The organism is Amycolatopsis oliviviridis (assembly GCF_014654365.1).
In the GTDB taxonomy this organism is placed as follows: domain Bacteria; phylum Actinomycetota; class Actinomycetes; order Mycobacteriales; family Pseudonocardiaceae; genus Amycolatopsis; species Amycolatopsis oliviviridis.
Genome location: NZ_BNAY01000007.1, coordinates 281867 through 298463, shown reverse-complemented (window position 1 = coordinate 298463; position 16597 = coordinate 281867). Strand labels below are relative to the sequence as shown.

The window sequence follows — 16597 nt, the reverse complement described above, 5'->3', positions numbered from 1 at the left end:
CTTGTGGCAGGGCGTCATCGTCAGGGACGTGACGAGACTGATCATGGCTTCGATCCCCCTGCTGGGACATCTGCTTCCACTCCTGCCGATCAGCCGGGGACTGGTCGAACGGGGTTACGACCTCACGTTCCTGACCGGATCCGCCCTGCGCGGTCAGGTCGAAGCGACCGGCGCCCGATTCCGTCCGCTCAAAGGAACCGCGGACTTCGACGGGACCCGGATACCGGAGACCTTTCCCGAGTTCACCGACCCCGATCCGAGTCTTCACCGGCGTGATCGCGGAGCGCGCTACCTGTGGATCCCGCCGATCCCACAGCAGCACACCGCGATGCAGGAGGTCCTAGCCGAGGGGGACCCCGCCGAAACCGTCGTCCTGCACGAAGGGTTCTTCCACGGCCTCTGGCCGGTCCTGCTGGGCGCCGAGGGGCTGCGACCCGCCGGGGTGGTCTGCCTCGGCGTCTCGGTGCTGACCTTGAGCGGTGACGACACCGCCCCCTACACCGTCACACTGCCTCCCGACGACTCCGTCGCCGGGAGAGCGCGCAACCACGAGCTCAACAGCGAGGTCCAGCGCCGGTTCGCTCCTGTGCAACGGCACCTGGAGACTTGTCTGGCCGTGACCGGCGCGAAAAAGAAAGCGCCCTATTACTGGGACGCCCACTCGCTCCTGGCCGACACCACACTTCTGCTGGGTGTACCCGGTCTCGAATACCCGCGGCGCGGGCTGCCGGCACACATCTCCTTCGCCGGGCGCCCGCCGGTCGCCGATCGGGCCTTCACCCCTCCTGACTGGTGGGGCGACGTCGAACAGGCAAGCCGGGTGGTGTTCGTGACGCAGGGCACCGTCAACAACAGCGATTTCGGCGAACTCGTCTCACCCACCCTGGAAGCGCTCGCGGACTCCGATGCCCTGGTCGTGGCGACGTTGGGCGGCAGACCGGTCCCCGGCTCCCTCGTCGTGCCTCGCAACGCTCGGGTGGCGCCGTATCTGCCCTATCACGCGGTGCTTCCCCACGCCGACGTCATGGTGAGCAATGGCGGCCTCGGTGGCGTGCACGCCGCGCTCGCGCACGGCGTCCCGCTCGTATTGGGCGGGGAAACGGAAGACAAACCCGACGTGGCGGCCCGGGTCGACTGGGCAGGCGCAGGAATCAATCTGCACACCGGCACGCCTACTTCGTCGACACTGGAAAAAGCCGTGAAAAAAGTGCTCGGCGACCGATATTTCCGAGACAACGCCCTCCGCCTGAAGGCCGAATACGCCGCATACGACACGCTGGGAAGCGTTGTCCTCTCGATCGAGCGAAGCTTGCACTAGACGCGACAACACAGACCGCTTTCAGCACCGTTGTCGCTGGTAGCAGCCTCAAAGAGCCAGGTGGGCCGAAAGGGCAGATAGCTTTGCCGAAAGCACTGACTAGACATCACGACATTGTGACCGACCGGGACGCTTGGTAGTAATTTCCCAGCAGATGACTCGGCAGAACGGGCTCCTTTCGACACGGTCCGGCATCGCCGATTCGCTTTTCACCTATTCAAGAGTGGAGTGACCGAGCGATGTCGTTGTCGATCCGCGATTCCTTCCCCGCGCTGTCGAGCCGTACCTCCCATTTCGTGCTGCCGAAGCAGTGGGCTTCGATGCGGCGGGCCGAACAGTTGGAGCGCGACACGGGGCAGAAGATCATCCACCTGGAGAAGGGCGACTTCCAGGGTGACGAGTTCAACCCGGCGCCGCACATCCTCGAGGCTTGCGAGAAGGCACTGCACGATGGCCATGTCCGGTACGTGCCGGGGCCGGGCCTGCCTGAGTTACGGGACGCGATCGCCGAGGAGATGACCCGGCGCGGACGTCCCACGAAACGATCCGAGGTCCTGGTCACCATGGGCGCCAAACACGCGCTCACCCAGAGTCTGCTGAGCCTGGTCGGCCGCGACGACGAAGTGATCTTCCCGAATCCCGGCTACCCGCCGGACGAGTTCTGGATCACCTACGCCGGCGGCCGGGTCCGCCACGCGCCGCTCATCGAACCGGGTTTCCAGTTCGACCTCGACGGGCTGCGGGAGATCGTCAACGACCGAACGAAGCTGCTCATCATCAACAGTCCACAACGGCCCAACGGCATGGTGGTCGAGGGCCTGGACAAGCTCGCGGACCTCTGCTTGGAGAACGACATCAAGGTGATCTCGGACGAGATCTTCAGTCACATGGTCTACGGGCCCGCCTCGCACCAGACGATCGCCGCGGTGGACGGGATGGCCAACGAGTCGATCGTGATCGACACCTTCAGCAAGACCTACATCATGACCGGATTCCGGATCGGCTGGTGCGTCGCCGACGAGCGGCTGATCACCGCACTCGACGTCTTCCAGCAGAACTCGGTCACCAACGTTCCCGCGTTCGTGCAACTGGCCGCACACGCGGCGCTCACCGGTCCGCAGGATCACCGTGCGGGGATCCTGGCCGAACTGCGGGCCAAACGCGACAAGGTCGTCGCCGCACTGAACGCCCTGCCGGCGATCAACTGCCCCGTACCCGACGGCTCGTTCTACGTCTTCCCCGACATCCGTGGCACCGGGCTCACCGCGCAGGAGTTCACCGACCATCTGATGGATCGCCATTCGGTGGCCGTGGTGGCCGGCACGGCCTTCGGTGACCGCGGTGAAGGACACGTGCGCATCACCTACGCGCTTCCCGACGAGCAACTGGAAGAGGGCCTGCACCGGATCCGCCGTGCGGTGGAAGAACTCGTCGGCTGACCCTGCCCTTGGAGAGGACGGTCTTCGTGATCGACGCTGCCGAGATTCTGAACTACCCGCTGGACTCCGTGCCGGCCCCGGACGAGTTCATCCGGGCCGCCATGCAGTGGCATTTCAGCCCGGAGACGGCTTCGCGGTTCTGGTTCGAGAGGGCTCAGCTACTGGACTTCGATCCGCTCGCCGACGTGAAGTCGTTCGAGGATCTGCGCCTGTTTCCCGACTTTTCCGGTGACCTGCGGTCCGTTCCGATCGAGGATCTCATCCCGCGCGGATACGGCCCGGATCCGGACATCGCGGGTGTCTACGAAAGCGGAGGGACGACCGGCGCGGCCAAACGCATCATCTTCACCCGTGATTGGCTCGATCGGGAAGTGGCGATCGGCAAGACCGCCTTCCTGCGGCACGGGGTCGTCCCCGGCGGGAACTGGCTGGCCCTGCTGCCCACTGGCCCGCACATGATCGGCGGTCTCACCGAGCGTGAAGCCGCCGAGATGGGCGGGCACAAGTTCTCCATCGACATGGACCCGCGCTGGGTGAAGAAGCTGATCGCCGCCGGGGATGTGGCCGGCGCAGCCGCCTACGCCGACCACCTGGTCGACCAGGCGGCCCACGTCCTGGAAACCCAGGACATCCGGACGTTGCTGGCGTCACCGCCGATGCTCGACCGGATCGCCGGCCGCCCCGCACTGGTCGAACTGATCAGAGCCAAGGTCTCCACCATCCTGTGGGGCGGCACGCACATGAACGCCGAGAACCGTCATTTCCACCGGACCGAGTTGTTCCCGGGCAAGGTCATCGTCGGTTCGTACGGCAGCACCACGTTCCTGGGCTCGGCCAAGGAACGGCCCGGCCTGCGCGCCACCGACCCCTGTGTGTTCGACAGCGGTACCCACCACCTGACGTTCTCCGTGCTGGACCCGCGAACCGGAGAGAAGGTGGCGTACGGCGAGCGAGGGCAGGTGCTGGTGAATCACGTCGGCAAGGCGATGTTCCTCCCGAACAATCTGGAACGGGACACCGCGCTGCGGATCGAGGCCCCGCCTGGCCAGGTCGGCGATTCGGTGGCCGATGTCGAGCCGCTGGACTCCTTCGACGACGAGGACGTCATCGAGGGTGTGTACTGATGACCACAGCCGACCTCTTTTCCCTGTCGGCGATCGGGGTGTCCGGGCCCTACCGGACCTTGCGGCCGCTCGTGTTGAACGACGTGACCGGGCGGCCGATCGCGGAACTCAGCGTGGTGCCGTCAGGCTATGTGAGCCGGACCGTGGCGGCCGTACGCACCGCCGACGGCATGCCCGCCGCCGAGCGGCTGGCCGCGATCAAACGAGCGGCGGCGATCTTCTCCGAAGGAGTCGTCAACGGCCTTGACCCCGTCGGCTACCGGAACCTGGTGAGCCGGGGTTCCGGGATTCCGCTGCGGGTCGTGACGGATGCCGCCCAGGCGCTCACCCGTGTCCTCGCCACCATCGAGACGTCTTCGTTGGCGGGACGGCCGGGAAGCGCTGCCTGTGACTGGCGCGACCCCGGCATCGGCCACGGCCGGGCGGTCTGGGGCCGCCGGGGAGACGTGTTGGCGGTCATCGCGGCCGGTAATCATCCGGCGGTGCACGGTCTCTGGCTGGAGGCGCTCGCCGTCGGGTACCGCGTCGTCCTGCGGCCATCCACTCAGGAACCGTTCACACCTCATCGTCTGGTCGCCGCGTTGCACGAAGCCGGAATCGGGCGAGATCAGCTGGTCCTCCTGCCCACCGAGCATTCCCAAGTGGACCGCCTGATCGACCTCGCCGACTTCGCGCTCGTGTACGGCGGCGACGAGGTCACGCGGAAGTACGCGGCAAATCCGAAGGTCCTCGTGCAGGGTCCGGGCCGGGCCAAGATCGTCATCACCGACGACGTGCAGTGGGAGGACCACCTCGACGCGATCGTCGCTTCGATCGCAGACGACGCCGGACTGACCTGTCGCAACACCACGGCCGTCTATGCCGAGCGGCGGCCCACCGAACTCGCGGAGGCTGTCGCCGAGCGACTCGGCGTTCTGCGTGCTCTGCCGCCGGAACACGAAGAGGCTTCCTTGCCCGTCGCCACCGAGGAAGGTGCTCGCCGCCTTGAGGCCTACCTCAGAACCAAGGCCAAGGGCGCGAGCGCGGTCCCCGGTTTCGAAGGGGCGGCCACGCCGCTGGAAGACGGCGGCGCTGTCCTGCGCCCGGCGCTGCACGTCGTCGCCGGGCCGGGATCGCGGCAGACCGGGATCGAAATGCCCTTCCCGTGTGCGTGGTTCGCTCCTTGGGATCCTTCCGGCGGACTCGCCTCGCTGCACGGCTCTCTGGTCGTGACCGCGCTGACCGAACGGGAGGACCTGATCGACGCGCTCGTCGAGAACCCGGCGATCGGGAACGTCCACATCGGAGGCTGGCGGACCGACTGGTTCCGCCCAGGTCTTCCCCACGACGGTTTCCTCAGCGAGTTCCTCATGAGCTCGAAAACCGTCGCGCGCCGCCAGTAGCAGAACCTCGCCCGAAGAACCGCTCAGCCGGCCTGAGGTGCCAGCATCGGTCCCGCTTCGAGTGCGGTCTTCAGGACGCCCGTCCGCAGCAGTAGATCCGGCACACGCTGCAGCCGCCGGGCGTCCACCCTGGCGCCATAGGTCGGCAGGTTCGTGAGCGCTGCGGTCTCCGGGTCGATCTTGGCGTGCCGTACCAGTAATGGTTCCACTTTGGACCGGTCGGCCGAGTCGCGCACGGCCTTGCTCAGTGCGCGCTGGAAAGCCGCCAGTGTCTTCGGGTTCTCGGTGACGAACCTGCCGAGGGCGGCGAAGCCGGTCAGCGGGAAGTCCTGAGTGGCACCTGTCGAAATGTCGACGACCGGGACCGCGCCCGCGACCAGGGCGGCCTGGGTCAGGAACGGTTCGGTCAGGAACGCGGCGTCGACCTGGCCGTTGGCGAGCGCTTTGGCGATGTTCGGGAAGGGAAGCGTCACCCACTGGACGCCACTGGTGTCCACTCCGTGATCCGCCATCACCGACATGGTGAGCAGATGCGACGCGGTGTTCATGTCGGTGATCGCGATCCGCTTCCCGGCGAGGTCCTGGATCGTCTTGACCGGAGAAGCCGGCACGGTCACCACGGCGTTGCTCTTCGGGCTGGCCGAGGAACTGTCGGCGACCACGCGGATGTCCGCGACGTGTTTGCTCTGGGCGATGAAGAACGGCATGTACGAGGAGAAGGCGATGTCGACGTCTCCACCGATCATCTGGGTCATCGATGCCTGCCCGCTGGCGGCCTCGACCGCCTCGACTTCGAGCCCCTCGGCGCGGAAGAGACCGGTCTCCTGCGCCAGGCGCAGCGGCACGAGATCGGAGGCCGGCAACAAGGCCACCTTGATCCGCGGCTTCTCCAGAGTGCCGTCCGAGAAGGAAGACGCTTCGGTGGCACCGAGAAGACCACAGCCCCCGAGCGTCGTCAGCAAGAGCGCGCACAGCGTGATTCTGAGTGCTCGTGTCCCGCCACGCGCCCTGGCACCACTAGCGGCGTGTAGAGACAACTCAGCTCCTCTCTTGGACCACAGATCAACCGGACCGTACGCACGACCGACCGGCCTGATCCGAAACCAGTGACCTTCAGGCACAAAGTCGCACCGGAATTCCCCACTTGCCGGGTGACGGACGACGTAGTTGGACAAACGGGTCAAGCGTTCCGTAGCTTCCGCTGCCATCCCTCCGCCACAGTGTCGAGGCGGGGCGAGATCTCCAGTGTCATTCGCACGCACCCGCCGCGCACCATCGCGAGCACCACGGCGGGATCGATCGAGGAGAAAGCTTGCACATCCGCCAGAAGATCCGGCGCGTTCTGACCGCGGTGACGGCCGTTCTGTCGCTGGCCACCGGCGTCGTCGCGGTTTCCGCGTCGAGCGCGACCGCCGCGGGACCGAACCTGCTGCCGCTGACCATCAGCAACACTTCACACCGTTCCGACGCGTTGTACCTCTACGTCCTCGGCACCGATCTGAACACCGGAAAGCTGGGATACGTCAACTCCAGCGGTGTCTTCAGCGCGTGGCCGCCCGGGGCCAACCCGCCCGGCCTGGCGCCGGACGTCGCGATCAAAGGGCCCGGCAACGGGAGCTCGACCACGGTGAAGATCCCGAAGATGCTCTCGGGCCGCGTCTACCTGTCGTTCGGCCAGAAGCTGAAGTTCTCCCTCGCTCCGGGCGGCCTGGTGCAGCCGGCGCCGTGGGCCGGGAGCGACCCGAACCGCGACATCCTGTTCGACTGGAGCGAGTTCACCTACGACAACGCGGGACTGTTCATCAACAGCTCGCAGGTCGACATGTTCAGCGTCCCGCACACCGTCGGGCTGACCAACGGCGCCGGCGAGAACAAGGAGGCCGGTCGCCTCAAGCCGAACGGCCGCGAGAACATCTTCAACGCCTTGCAGAAGCAGCCGGGCTTCTCGAAGCTCGTCCAGAAACGCCGTGACGGCACCAAGCTGCGCGTGCTGGCTCCTGGCAAGGGTCTCGAGACCGGGCTGCTCAAGCCGAACTACCTCGATGGCTACCTCACGAACGCGTGGAACACCTACAAGTCGCGTCCGCTGACCGTGGTCCCGTTCGAGGCCGATCCCGGCAAGAAGTTCACCGGACGCACCGGTGGTGACGGCGTCCTTCGCTTCACCGACGCCTCGGGCAAGACGGTGGCGTCGTTCGGTAAACCGTCCACACGCGACGTCTTCAACTGCGACGGGCGACTGGGAGCACCGAACGACCAGGTCGTCGGGCCGATCGCCCGGACGCTGTGCGCGGCGCTGCACCGGTCGACGCTGGGATACCTGCACACTCAGCCGACCTACGACGGCCGCCGGTTCTACCAGCAGCGAGTGACCGACCACTACTCGAAGGCCGTGCACGACCAGATGGTCGACGGCAAGGCCTATGGCTTCGCCTTCGACGACGTCGGGCACTTCGAGTCACTCGTCCACGATGGCAACCCGCGCAGTGCCCGGATCACCTTGACCGCCTTCTGATCACGGTTCACTCACGGACTGTGGGGGCTTGGGAGCCGTCGGGACTCTCAAGCCCCCGCGGCGTCATTTCCTGTTTCTCGCTCGAGATTCACCACGAGGGGTGATATTGCTCCTTCTCCCCGATAGAAGGTTTCGAGCTGCCGCACGATACGGCTACGGTGAACGTCCACTTTGGCTTCATCGAACAGGTATCGAAAGGGGGTGACATGACGGAGCCCGAGGAATCCGAAGAAGTCAAGAAGGTCCTCGCCAATCTGAAAGCCGCGCGGGCGGAGCGTGAACGGCTCGCTCGCCTCGGACGCTGGAGTGAGGCCGACGAGACCGTACTGGTCGCCCTGCGCGACGTTCTCACGGTCGGCTCCCCCGAGATCTCCGGGCCGGATCTGGGTGGACTGATCTACGTCGCGGGCAGCCCCCGGCCTGAACGCAAACGGATGCGCGGCAACTGGGGCCCGGTGCCGCCCGAACGGCTATCCGCGACATACGCGATGCTGCTGGTCAATCGAGGCCGGGAACCGCAGACCGCCATCGAGCTGGCGCGCCGGGCGATGGAGAACTACGGCTGGCGCGATCTGGGAGCCTTCTGGTACTGCGTGCTCGCACTGGCCTACGCCGGCGAACTCGACGAGGCACAACGGCATCTCGACAAGGCCGTGGCGCGCTCAGGCTGGTCCGGTCTGCCCCCGCACATCTCGGCGCTCACCGTTCTCCGCGCACGGGTCGCAGCGCTCGGCGGAGATCCGCTCACCGCGTGGCAACTGCTCGACAGCGCCCTGAAACGCGGACTTTTCGACCAGTTCACCGAAGTCGCCGTCGCCTGGGCGATCACTGCCCTGGTGGATCTCGGCGACCTCGACCGCGCCGAAGACCTTCTGCTCTCCCGCGGATTCGGCCAGACTCTCGACGGCGTCAACGACCGTGCCGAGGTGCTCGCGGCCCGCGGTGCCCTGCGCGCGGCGACGGGACGTCTTCAACTGGCTTACGACGACTTCACACTTTGCGGCCGACAGCTCGCGCCCTGGGGCGTCACCAATCCGGCGGTGATCCCTTGGCGATCACAGGGCGCGCTTTGTGCCGCGACAACCGATCGACGCAGTCTCGCGCTCTCACTCGCGAACGAAGAACTCTTCCACGCACGACGCTGGGGCACTCCCCAGACGATCGGAGCCGCGCTCCGGGCCGTCGCGCTGGTCTCCGAAGACGAGCGCGCCGACAAACTCCTCGAGGAAGCGGTCGAACATCTGTCGCACAACGGAAGCCTCGGCGCTCTCATGCGGGCCCAGTACGAACTGGGGACGAAATGGTGCCTGAGTGGCCGCCGGGAAGAAGGCAAGACGGCACTCTGGGCGGCACGGAACGCAGCGTCACGGATGAAGAGTGATGTCTGGACGAAGAGGATCGACAAAGCGATCCGGCGTTGGGCGGAGAGCGAGCTCGACGAAAAGCCCACCGGCCAGGAACTCAAGGTCCTGAACCTCGCGTTGTCCGGACTGAGCAACAAGTCCATCGCGGCATACCTCCGGCTCGGCACCAGCACCGTCGAGTTCCATCTCTCCAACGCCTACCGTAAACTGAGGATCTCCGGCCGGAACGAGCTCCAGTCACTCATGATCCCCGTGTGGTGAGCCGGGAGCGCCGAACGCACCTGTGGAGACCTCGCCCGGAACCAGATCCTCAGTGGTCACATACCGGCCGGCGAAGTGGTCGGACGAACCGCTCACCATGTTCGTGAAAGCCCGGACGGCGGTGTCGACGGGTGTGAATCCTCCGCGGTCACGCGTTTCCCTCAGCCAGTCGTGGATGTGGTCTTCCCAAGGATTACCGGTGTGCCCACGCTCGAAATGGGTTCCGGTCATACCGATCTCGAGTTTGCCCGGGTCGAAGGCGAACACTTTGACGCCGGTTCCACGTAACTCGCCTTCGAGGTTGGCGGTCATGGAGACGAGGGCGGCTTTGGAGACGGCGTAGGCGCTGGCGAAGGGCCAGCGGGTCACTCCGGCGCGGCTCACCATCGTGATGACCCGCCCACCGCCCTGAGCGATCATTCCCGGAAGGACGGCACTGGTGAGGGTGCAGGCACCGCGGAGGTTGACTTCCAGGGTCCGCCACCATTCGCGCTCGTCGACACTCCACAGCGGTCCGTGCGGGCCCGCATTGCCGGCGTTGTTGACGAGCACATCGATCCCACCGAAGGCTTCGGTAACCGAGGTCACGAGATCGGCTGCGGAGTGGGCGGCGGTCAGGTCGACCCCGAGAAATTCCGCGACCCCTCCGTCATGCCGGATGCCCTTGACCGTCTCGATCAGCATCTGTTCATCCCTGCCGGTGACGAACACCGATGCGCCGTCGGCCGCCAGTCGCTCGGCGCAGACCTTGCCGAGGCCGCGACCACCGCCGGTGATGAGTACCCGTGGCCGCGGTGCACCCTCGTCAAGCGCCTCCCTCGGCTCCGGAGCAGAGCACGGACTTCGATGCGTTCCATACCCGATCATCGACTCACTCCTTCCTGACAGCCACCGCTGTCTCACACCGTGACCAGCACCTTGATCGCCTGCCGGTCGGCCATCGCGCGATAGCCGTCGCCGATCCCGTCGAGCCGGACGCCGAGGTCGAAGACCGGACTCGGGTCGAGGCGCCCGGCCACGACGTCGTCCAGCAGTTCCGGCAGATAGGACCGAGCCGGCGCGACTCCCCCGGTGAAACTCACGTTCCGCAAATGACAGGCCAGCGCGTCGACGGTGCTGTATGGCCCACCGACCAGGCTTATCGCCCCTCCATCGGCGCACACCGCCACCGCGGTGTCCATGGCGCTCTGCGCGCCGACCGCTTCGACCACGAGATCGACACCGGCGCCGCCGGTGGCCTCGAGAACCTCGGCGTGCCCCGCGGTAGCAGGAGCGCTGACAATGTCCGTGGCGCCGAACCCCCGGCCGACCGCCAGCCGCGGCTCGTGGTGCCCGAACAGGAAGATCCGCTCGGCACCGGCCCTCCGCGCTGCGAGGACCGCGCACAGCCCGACCGCCCCGTCGCCCACCACGGCGACCGTCGCGGGCGCGGCCCGGCCGCTCGCGTGCAGGGCATGGTGCCCGGTGGCCATCACATCCGCGAGCGCCAGCACGGCCGGAATCCGTTCGTCCCGCTCGTCCATCGGCACCCGGATCAGCGTGCCGTCGGCGAAGGGAACGCGGACTGCTTCGGCCTGGCCTCCACCCGCGTCGATGCCCCACATTCCGCCCCGCGCGCAAGAGGGCTGATTGCCGCGGACACAGCGGACACAGTCCCCGTCCGAGAACATGAACGGCGCCACGACCAGCTGCCCTGGCCGAACAGTGCGCACCTCCGCCCCGGTCTCGGTGACCACACCGACGAACTCGTGCCCGCATCGCGGCCCTTCGACCGGGCCGGGCCTGCCCTGATAGCCCCGCAGGTCGGTACCGCAGATACCCGCGGCCACCACCCGCACGACAGCGTCGGACGGATGCTCGATACCGGGGTCCGGCACCTCTGTCACGGCCAGTGAGCCGGGGGAACGCAGGATCGCCGCTTTCATCGCGAGGCCTCGCTTTCACTCCCGCGCGCCCCGGCGACAGCGGACATGGCCAGCGCGCGCCGAACCGCGCAGGCGAAAGAATGGGCGCTGCGCCGTACCAGGTCCGGAACGCGTTCGAGCGCGCACTCGCCCGGCCGGAAGCTGACCGACAGGGCGATCGGCACCGGGAAGGGAACGCCGTTGTGGTAGATCGGCGCGGCCACACTGGCGAGCCTGCCGGCGTGATCGACCCGCTGCGCGACGCCGAAGCGCCGGAACTCGAACAGTTCCCGCGCGACGACGATCGACGTGCTGGAACGGTAGCGATCGGTCTGGGCGCCGAGTGCGGTTTCGACCACCGCGAGCGGGCCGCTCACCCGCACCCCCCGGTGCCCATGGATCTGGTTCACCATCTGCACCCCGCCGTCGACGAGAGCGCTGATCATCGCCGTCGCGCCGGTCAGGTTGTGAAGGTCGACCAGGTACGGCGTCGACTCGGCCCGCAGCAACGCCAGAACCGAATCGGTCCCGGCGCCCAGTCCCTCGGATCCCGCTCCGAACATCGAGGCGTTGCGGGTGGCGACGTGCCTGTTGTCCTCGGTACGGGCCGATAGCTCATAGGTGCGCAACACCGACAACAACCGGTGCACGGTGGGTTTGGGGAATCCGCTGCGGCTGCTCACTTCGGTGAGCGTGAGCGGCTTCCTGCTCGCATCGAGAATGCCGAGCACCACCAAAACCTTGCTCGCGGCGCAGCGCGCCTCCGGAATCGACTGTTCCCCACGCCTCCGCTCGAACCCCGCCGGTATCACATTCCCCAGACCACCAGACACCTGCTTCGTCATCACCACATACCTTTCGAAGCCCGGAACACCGAATCGAAACCTGGTCGCGAAACAGGTTTCCCAGGACCGGCTCCTCCTGGATCCCCTCCGTCGGCCCTGAGGGAATTCTGCACAATTCCGGCACGGCATTCGATGGCCGATCCGCCAGAACGAACGCCGGCCGACCTGGCCGTTCGGCTACCTCACGGAGGCCAGGGGGATACCTTCCGACCAGAAGCCGATCTCGGGGAGATTCGGCGAACGTCTGTGCCCTGACGCCCCTGGTCGCCCACACGACCGGAAACATATGGTCCGGGCAGGTTCACCTCATCGACGTGGTCCACCCGACCCAGCGACCACTCGCTTCGGAAAGTGAGTCCCATGATCAGTGTTGTGGTGGCGGACGCCGACGAACTGGCCCGCGCGGGGATCTGCAGCATTCTGCGCGCGTCCGGGACCGTCGACGTCGTAGCCGATACCGAAAGCGGTCGTCGTGCGGTGGAACTGGCACGGCGATACCGCCCCGATGTCCTCATCACGGATATGCCGACAACCGAATGGGACGGGATCGAGACCACCCGTCGGCTCAACCGTGAACTGCCCACGACGAAGGTCGTCATCCTGACCTCCGTGGCGACCGAAGACGATATCTATCGTTCGTTCGATTCCGGTGCGAGCGGGTTCCTGAAAAAAGAATTCTCCAGCCGGAAACTGATCGACGCGGTTTCCGCGGTCGCCTCAGGCAGCGCGTTCCTTTCCCCCGCGATCACCCGGTGCGTGATCGACAGCTTCCTGCGGGTCGATCGCGGCCGCACACGCGCCGCGCGTGAGCAGATCGACCGGCTCACCGCACGGGAACGCGAAGTGCTGGCTCACCTCGTCCACGGACTCGGCAACGCCGAAATCGCCCGCCTTCTCTTTGTCAGCGAAGGCGCGGTCAAAGGACACGTCAGCCACATCCTCACCAAACTCGGCTGCGCCAACCGCGTCCAAGCCGCCATCATCGCCCACGACTCGGCGGCCTTCCCTGCGCCGGTGGCCCGGGATGTTCTCGTCCCGGTGCGCATGCCCGTGGCCTCCTGACCGGTTCCGTTCCTTTCCCGCATTGGGAATCACCCTGCCCTCGTCCGGCGGAATTCCCGTGCACCCTCATCGTGACATCTGCGCCCTCCCGGGCACCATCACCATCCAGGCAGCTTTCACGGCGGCGAGGGTCGACTTTCGGCCAGGTTTTCCGCCCCCTGGAACAGAAGTCTTGAGAATTCGTTGAGGACACCTAGCCTTTGCCCATCCTGTCGCCGTCGGTGACAGGAGAGACCGGCCCGCCGGACGGCATTCGACTCCCGGCACACACGAAGCGGCCGCATCTCGGTTCCGATTCGAAGGCGAGGTTCACCATGTCCGTCACCATCGCGATGCGCCGTTCGCGGCGACTGCTGATCGTCATCGGCGTCGTCGCGGCGACCCTGGTGAGTACACACCCTGTGGCGTGGGGCACGGCGCCGTCTGAGCAGTACTCCCCCACCGTGGTTGCCGTCCAGGCCAGGGAAACCACGAACAAGACCCTCGTGAAGAGGTTCTTTCACGCGGTGAACCGCGGAGACCTCACCGCCGCGGGCCGAGCGCTGCACGTCGATCTCGTCCAGCACAAACCCGGTCTGGCGAACGGCCGTGAAGCCCTCCTCCGTCATCAGGCCGCACTTCGGGCGAAGCACCCGGAGCTCCGCTATGACATCAAACGTCTTTTCGCCGAAGGAAACCTCGTTGTGGTGCACGGCAACCTGGTACGCGAACGAGGCGACGCGGGAATCGCGGTCATGAACGTCTTCCGCCTCGATGACGGGCGCATCGCCGAGCAGTGGGAAGTGAGCCAGGAAGTTCCCGCGGCGTCGGCCATCGGCAACGACATGTTCTCCACCCTCAGCGCACCACAGGTGTCACGCCCATTGCCGTTGTCCACCGACGCGGACAGCAAGCTGGCCGCCGGTGGCCTCTTCGCCGAGGTGATCAACGAGCCCGACGCCGCACTGCGACGGCAGGGCATCGACCGGTACATCGGCGACAACACCTACTACCAGCACTTCCCCGGCGTTCCGAACGGATCCGCGGCACTCGTCGAATTCATGGACGCCGTATACGCAGCGCAGCCCGATTACCGGGCCGACGTGAAATTCGTCGTCGCGGAGGGAGACCTGGTCCTGGTGTACGCCCACCTGAAGAACCTGTTCGCTGATCCCGAAGTGCTCTCCGCCGACTTGTTCCGCGTCCGCGACGGGAGGCTGTTGGAGCACTGGGTGGCCCTCGAAACCCTTCCGGCCGGATAGGCGCGGAGGACTTCGATCATGATCACGAACACGGTGAACCGCCCTGCCACACCTTCATTCCGGTGGCATACGTCGTCGCTGGCCCTGCTCGCCGTGGCCATCGCGGCGGTGATCGCCTGGTCGATCCGGGACTGGTCACTGGTCCTCGACACCGGGAAACCGCCCGCCATCATGAACCCGTCCGGGGCGGGGCATCACGGTGGCGCCCTGGGCACCCTCGCTCCGCCACCAGCGGTGCTCAGGGAACAGGCCCCGAATCTCGCCGGGATCGCGCTGCTCGCCGTGCACGCGACCTTCGGCGGTGTCGCGGCCTCCGCCGCGCTCGCCCGCCGCCGGGTACCGGCCGGCCGGACGACGACCTCGGTGCTCTTCGCCGCGTCCTGCTCGGTGTTCGCCGCGGTGTCCACCGTGCCGATCGCGAGCCTGACCGTGGGCAACGCGATCTCCTTCGGCAATACCCTCGCCGCGGCGATCACGGTGTCGCAGTACTCGTTCTTGCTCGCTCTCCTCTTCGCCGCGGCTTCCGCCCTGCGGGCCCGGTCGCACTCGGGAAGGTGATCCCCCATGCTCAACCGCCGGGATGTACTCAAACTCGGTTCGGCCGCCGGCGCGGCCATGCTCTTCCCCGCCGGGCGGCTGGCGTCCGCCCTGTCCGACGACCCACCGATGCCGGCTCCGTTCTCGATGCCCTTGTCTCTTCCCCCGGACCTGATGCCCGTACACCGGACTTCGACCACGGACTTCTATGAAGTCGAGATCTCCGAGACAGAGCACGAGATCCTCCCGGGCACGCGGACCCGGCTCCTCACCTACAACGGGAGCTTCCCCGGTCCGACCATCCGCGCCACGCGCGGCCGGGAAACCGTCATCAGGCATACCAACAGGATGGGCAAGCCCGCGACGGTGCACCTGCACGGCGCGAACGTCCCCGCGTCCAGCGACGGCCATCCACTCGATCCCATCGCGCCCGGCACTTCCAGGGTGTACCGGTACCCGAACCACCAGGCCGCCGCGACCCTCTGGTACCACGACCACACACACCACGCCGAAAGCGAACAGGTCTACCGCGGACTGGCGGGCGCGTATCTGCTCTCCGACCCGGTCGGCCGCCGTCTCCCGCTCCCGAGTGGACGGTACGACATCCCGTTGCTGATCAGAGACGCGAAGTTCGGCGGTGACGGGCGGCTCGTCTACCGGTATGACGACTACCTGAACCGGCCGACGATTCTGGTGAACGGGCGCCCACAGCCCTATCTGGACGTCGAGCGGCGGGTGTACCGGCTCAGGCTGGTCAACTGTTCCAATCTCGAACCTTTCCGCTTCACCCTCACCGAGGGAGCTTCGTTCCTGCAGATCGCGTCCGATGGCGGTTTCCTCCCCGTTCCGGCGATGCGGAGGGAAATCGACCTGTGGCCCTCCGAACGCGCCGAGGTGGTGGTCGATTTCCGTTCCGTCCGGCCGGGAAGCCAAGTGGTACTTGAGAACTCCATCGCCGCCGACGACCTGAAACGACCGATCATGCAGTTCCGCGTCGGCGGAGGCGGCCCATCGGGCATCGTCGCGCGCGCGTCGTCCGCCGAGGGTTTCCTGCGCGGGCTGGGTATCCGCGACTGGCCGATCGAGGCTCCACCGCGACGAACCCCGTCGAAGCACCGCCGGTTCGTGCTCAGCGCGGACCCGAACACCCATGAGTTCCACATCAACGGCAGGGGTTTCGACCCCGAACGGGTCGATGCGACGATCGAGCACGGTGCCACCGAGATCTGGGAGATCGTCAACGGTGACGGCGCGCTGGGGATCCCGCACGCGATGCATCTGCATCTGGTGCAGTTCCAGATCCTGGACCGCAACGGGCATCCGGAGCCGTCCTACGACGCGTACCCGAAGGACACGGTCCGTACGAACCCCGGGGACGTGGTACGTATTCAGGCCACCTTCGACGGCTATACCGGGCGATATCCCTTCCACTGCCACTTCATGGACCACTCGTCACATTCGATGATGGGCCAGTTCGAGGTAGTCCGGTGAAACCAGGTTCCGTGACCCGGAACAACCGCTTGCCCCCGGTGACTTCTGGATCCGAAGATCTTGATCACGACGAGCGCGCGCAAGCGGCAGGAGATTCCCTCCCCCTGAAAGGAA

At 66.5% G+C, this 16597-nt stretch carries 14 protein-coding genes; 10 read left to right on the top strand and 4 right to left on the bottom strand.

The window, feature by feature from the left end; all coding sequences use genetic code 11:
• Nucleotides 1-28 precede the first annotated feature (28 nt).
• From IE302_RS29320 to IE302_RS29305, 4 genes are all read left to right on the top strand, one after another.
• Entirely contained in the window at nt 29-1318 is a 1290-nt protein-coding gene (locus IE302_RS29320) for a nucleotide disphospho-sugar-binding domain-containing protein (protein ID WP_191257658.1), read from the top strand.
• A gap of 239 nt (nt 1319-1557) precedes the next feature.
• Nucleotides 1558-2757: a pyridoxal phosphate-dependent aminotransferase gene (locus IE302_RS29315; protein WP_191257657.1), complete on the top strand. Its 1200-nt coding sequence runs from the start codon at nt 1558-1560 to the stop codon at nt 2755-2757.
• Between the two features lie 26 nt (nt 2758-2783).
• Nucleotides 2784-3881, top strand: coding sequence for a phenylacetate--CoA ligase family protein (locus tag IE302_RS29310; protein ID WP_191257656.1), 1098 nt, complete (start codon nt 2784-2786; stop codon nt 3879-3881).
• Nucleotides 3881-5263 (top strand): aldehyde dehydrogenase family protein, encoded by a 1383-nt coding sequence (locus tag IE302_RS29305; RefSeq protein WP_191257655.1) that lies wholly within the window; start codon nt 3881-3883, stop codon nt 5261-5263. The genes IE302_RS29310 and IE302_RS29305 overlap by 1 nt, the downstream gene beginning before the upstream one ends.
• Nucleotides 5264-5286: 23 nt before the next feature.
• Here IE302_RS29305 and IE302_RS29300 read toward each other — a convergent pair whose 3' ends face one another.
• Nucleotides 5287-6225 (bottom strand): ABC transporter substrate-binding protein, encoded by a 939-nt coding sequence (locus tag IE302_RS29300; RefSeq protein ID WP_229908018.1) that lies wholly within the window; start codon nt 6223-6225, stop codon nt 5287-5289.
• A gap of 350 nt (nt 6226-6575) precedes the next feature.
• Here IE302_RS29300 and IE302_RS29295 point away from each other — a divergent pair, with 350 nt between their 5' ends.
• Both IE302_RS29295 and IE302_RS29290 read left to right on the top strand, forming a co-directional pair.
• Nucleotides 6576-7778, top strand: a complete 1203-nt coding sequence (locus IE302_RS29295; RefSeq protein ID WP_191257653.1) for a glycoside hydrolase family 64 protein — start codon at nt 6576-6578, stop codon at nt 7776-7778.
• 206 nt (nt 7779-7984) lie between these two features.
• Complete coding sequence (locus IE302_RS29290) at nt 7985-9403, top strand: helix-turn-helix transcriptional regulator (protein WP_191257652.1); 1419 nt, start codon at nt 7985-7987, stop codon at nt 9401-9403.
• Here IE302_RS29290 and IE302_RS29285 read toward each other — a convergent pair.
• From IE302_RS29285 to IE302_RS29275, 3 genes are read right to left on the bottom strand one after another with little or no spacing between them, the layout of a single operon-like run.
• On the bottom strand, nt 9380-10270 hold the full coding sequence (locus tag IE302_RS29285; protein ID WP_191257651.1) for an SDR family NAD(P)-dependent oxidoreductase: 891 nt from the start codon (nt 10268-10270) through the stop codon (nt 9380-9382). The two genes, IE302_RS29290 and IE302_RS29285, sit on opposite strands and share 24 nt — an antisense overlap.
• A 32-nt stretch (nt 10271-10302) precedes the next feature.
• The gene (locus IE302_RS29280) at nt 10303-11328 is read right to left on the bottom strand and encodes an alcohol dehydrogenase catalytic domain-containing protein (RefSeq protein ID WP_191257650.1); all 1026 of its coding nucleotides are present in this window, start codon (nt 11326-11328) and stop codon (nt 10303-10305) included.
• Nucleotides 11325-12152 (bottom strand): helix-turn-helix domain-containing protein, encoded by an 828-nt coding sequence (locus IE302_RS29275; RefSeq protein WP_191257649.1) that lies wholly within the window; start codon nt 12150-12152, stop codon nt 11325-11327. The genes IE302_RS29280 and IE302_RS29275 overlap by 4 nt, the downstream gene beginning before the upstream one ends.
• A 372-nt stretch (nt 12153-12524) precedes the next feature.
• Between IE302_RS29275 and IE302_RS29270 the strand changes: the two genes are divergently transcribed.
• The 4 genes from IE302_RS29270 to IE302_RS29255 all read left to right on the top strand — a co-directional run bounded on the left by IE302_RS29270 (nt 12525) and on the right by IE302_RS29255 (nt 16483).
• Complete coding sequence (locus tag IE302_RS29270; RefSeq protein WP_191257648.1) at nt 12525-13214, top strand: response regulator; 690 nt, start codon at nt 12525-12527, stop codon at nt 13212-13214.
• A 314-nt stretch (nt 13215-13528) separates the two neighbouring features.
• Nucleotides 13529-14455: a nuclear transport factor 2 family protein gene (locus tag IE302_RS29265; protein WP_191257647.1), complete on the top strand. Its 927-nt coding sequence runs from the start codon at nt 13529-13531 to the stop codon at nt 14453-14455.
• A gap of 18 nt (nt 14456-14473) precedes the next feature.
• Nucleotides 14474-15013, top strand: a complete 540-nt coding sequence (locus IE302_RS29260; protein WP_191257646.1) for a hypothetical protein — start codon at nt 14474-14476, stop codon at nt 15011-15013.
• A gap of 6 nt (nt 15014-15019) precedes the next feature.
• A complete protein-coding gene (locus tag IE302_RS29255) occupies nt 15020-16483 on the top strand; it encodes a multicopper oxidase domain-containing protein (protein ID WP_191257645.1) in 1464 nt (487 codons plus the stop codon).
• Nucleotides 16484-16597: the final 114 nt, after the last annotated feature.

What these genes read in the sequence shown, in the direction of transcription:
- IE302_RS29290 (WP_191257652.1), top strand. Translation starts at nt 7,985, where the DNA reads ATGACGGAGCCCGAGGAATCCGAAGAAGTCAAGAAGGTCCTCGCCAAT.
- IE302_RS29260 (WP_191257646.1), top strand. Translation starts at nt 14,474, where the DNA reads ATGATCACGAACACGGTGAACCGCCCTGCCACACCTTCATTCCGGTGG.
- IE302_RS29280 (WP_191257650.1), bottom strand. Translation starts at nt 11,328, where the DNA reads ATGAAAGCGGCGATCCTGCGTTCCCCCGGCTCACTGGCCGTGACAGAG.
- IE302_RS29285 (WP_191257651.1), bottom strand. Translation starts at nt 10,270, where the DNA reads ATGATCGGGTATGGAACGCATCGAAGTCCGTGCTCTGCTCCGGAGCCG.
- IE302_RS29255 (WP_191257645.1), top strand. Translation starts at nt 15,020, where the DNA reads ATGCTCAACCGCCGGGATGTACTCAAACTCGGTTCGGCCGCCGGCGCG.
- IE302_RS29265 (WP_191257647.1), top strand. Translation starts at nt 13,529, where the DNA reads ATGTCCGTCACCATCGCGATGCGCCGTTCGCGGCGACTGCTGATCGTC.
- IE302_RS29305 (WP_191257655.1), top strand. Translation starts at nt 3,881, where the DNA reads ATGACCACAGCCGACCTCTTTTCCCTGTCGGCGATCGGGGTGTCCGGG.
- IE302_RS29275 (WP_191257649.1), bottom strand. Translation starts at nt 12,152, where the DNA reads ATGACGAAGCAGGTGTCTGGTGGTCTGGGGAATGTGATACCGGCGGGG.
- IE302_RS29315 (WP_191257657.1), top strand. Translation starts at nt 1,558, where the DNA reads ATGTCGTTGTCGATCCGCGATTCCTTCCCCGCGCTGTCGAGCCGTACC.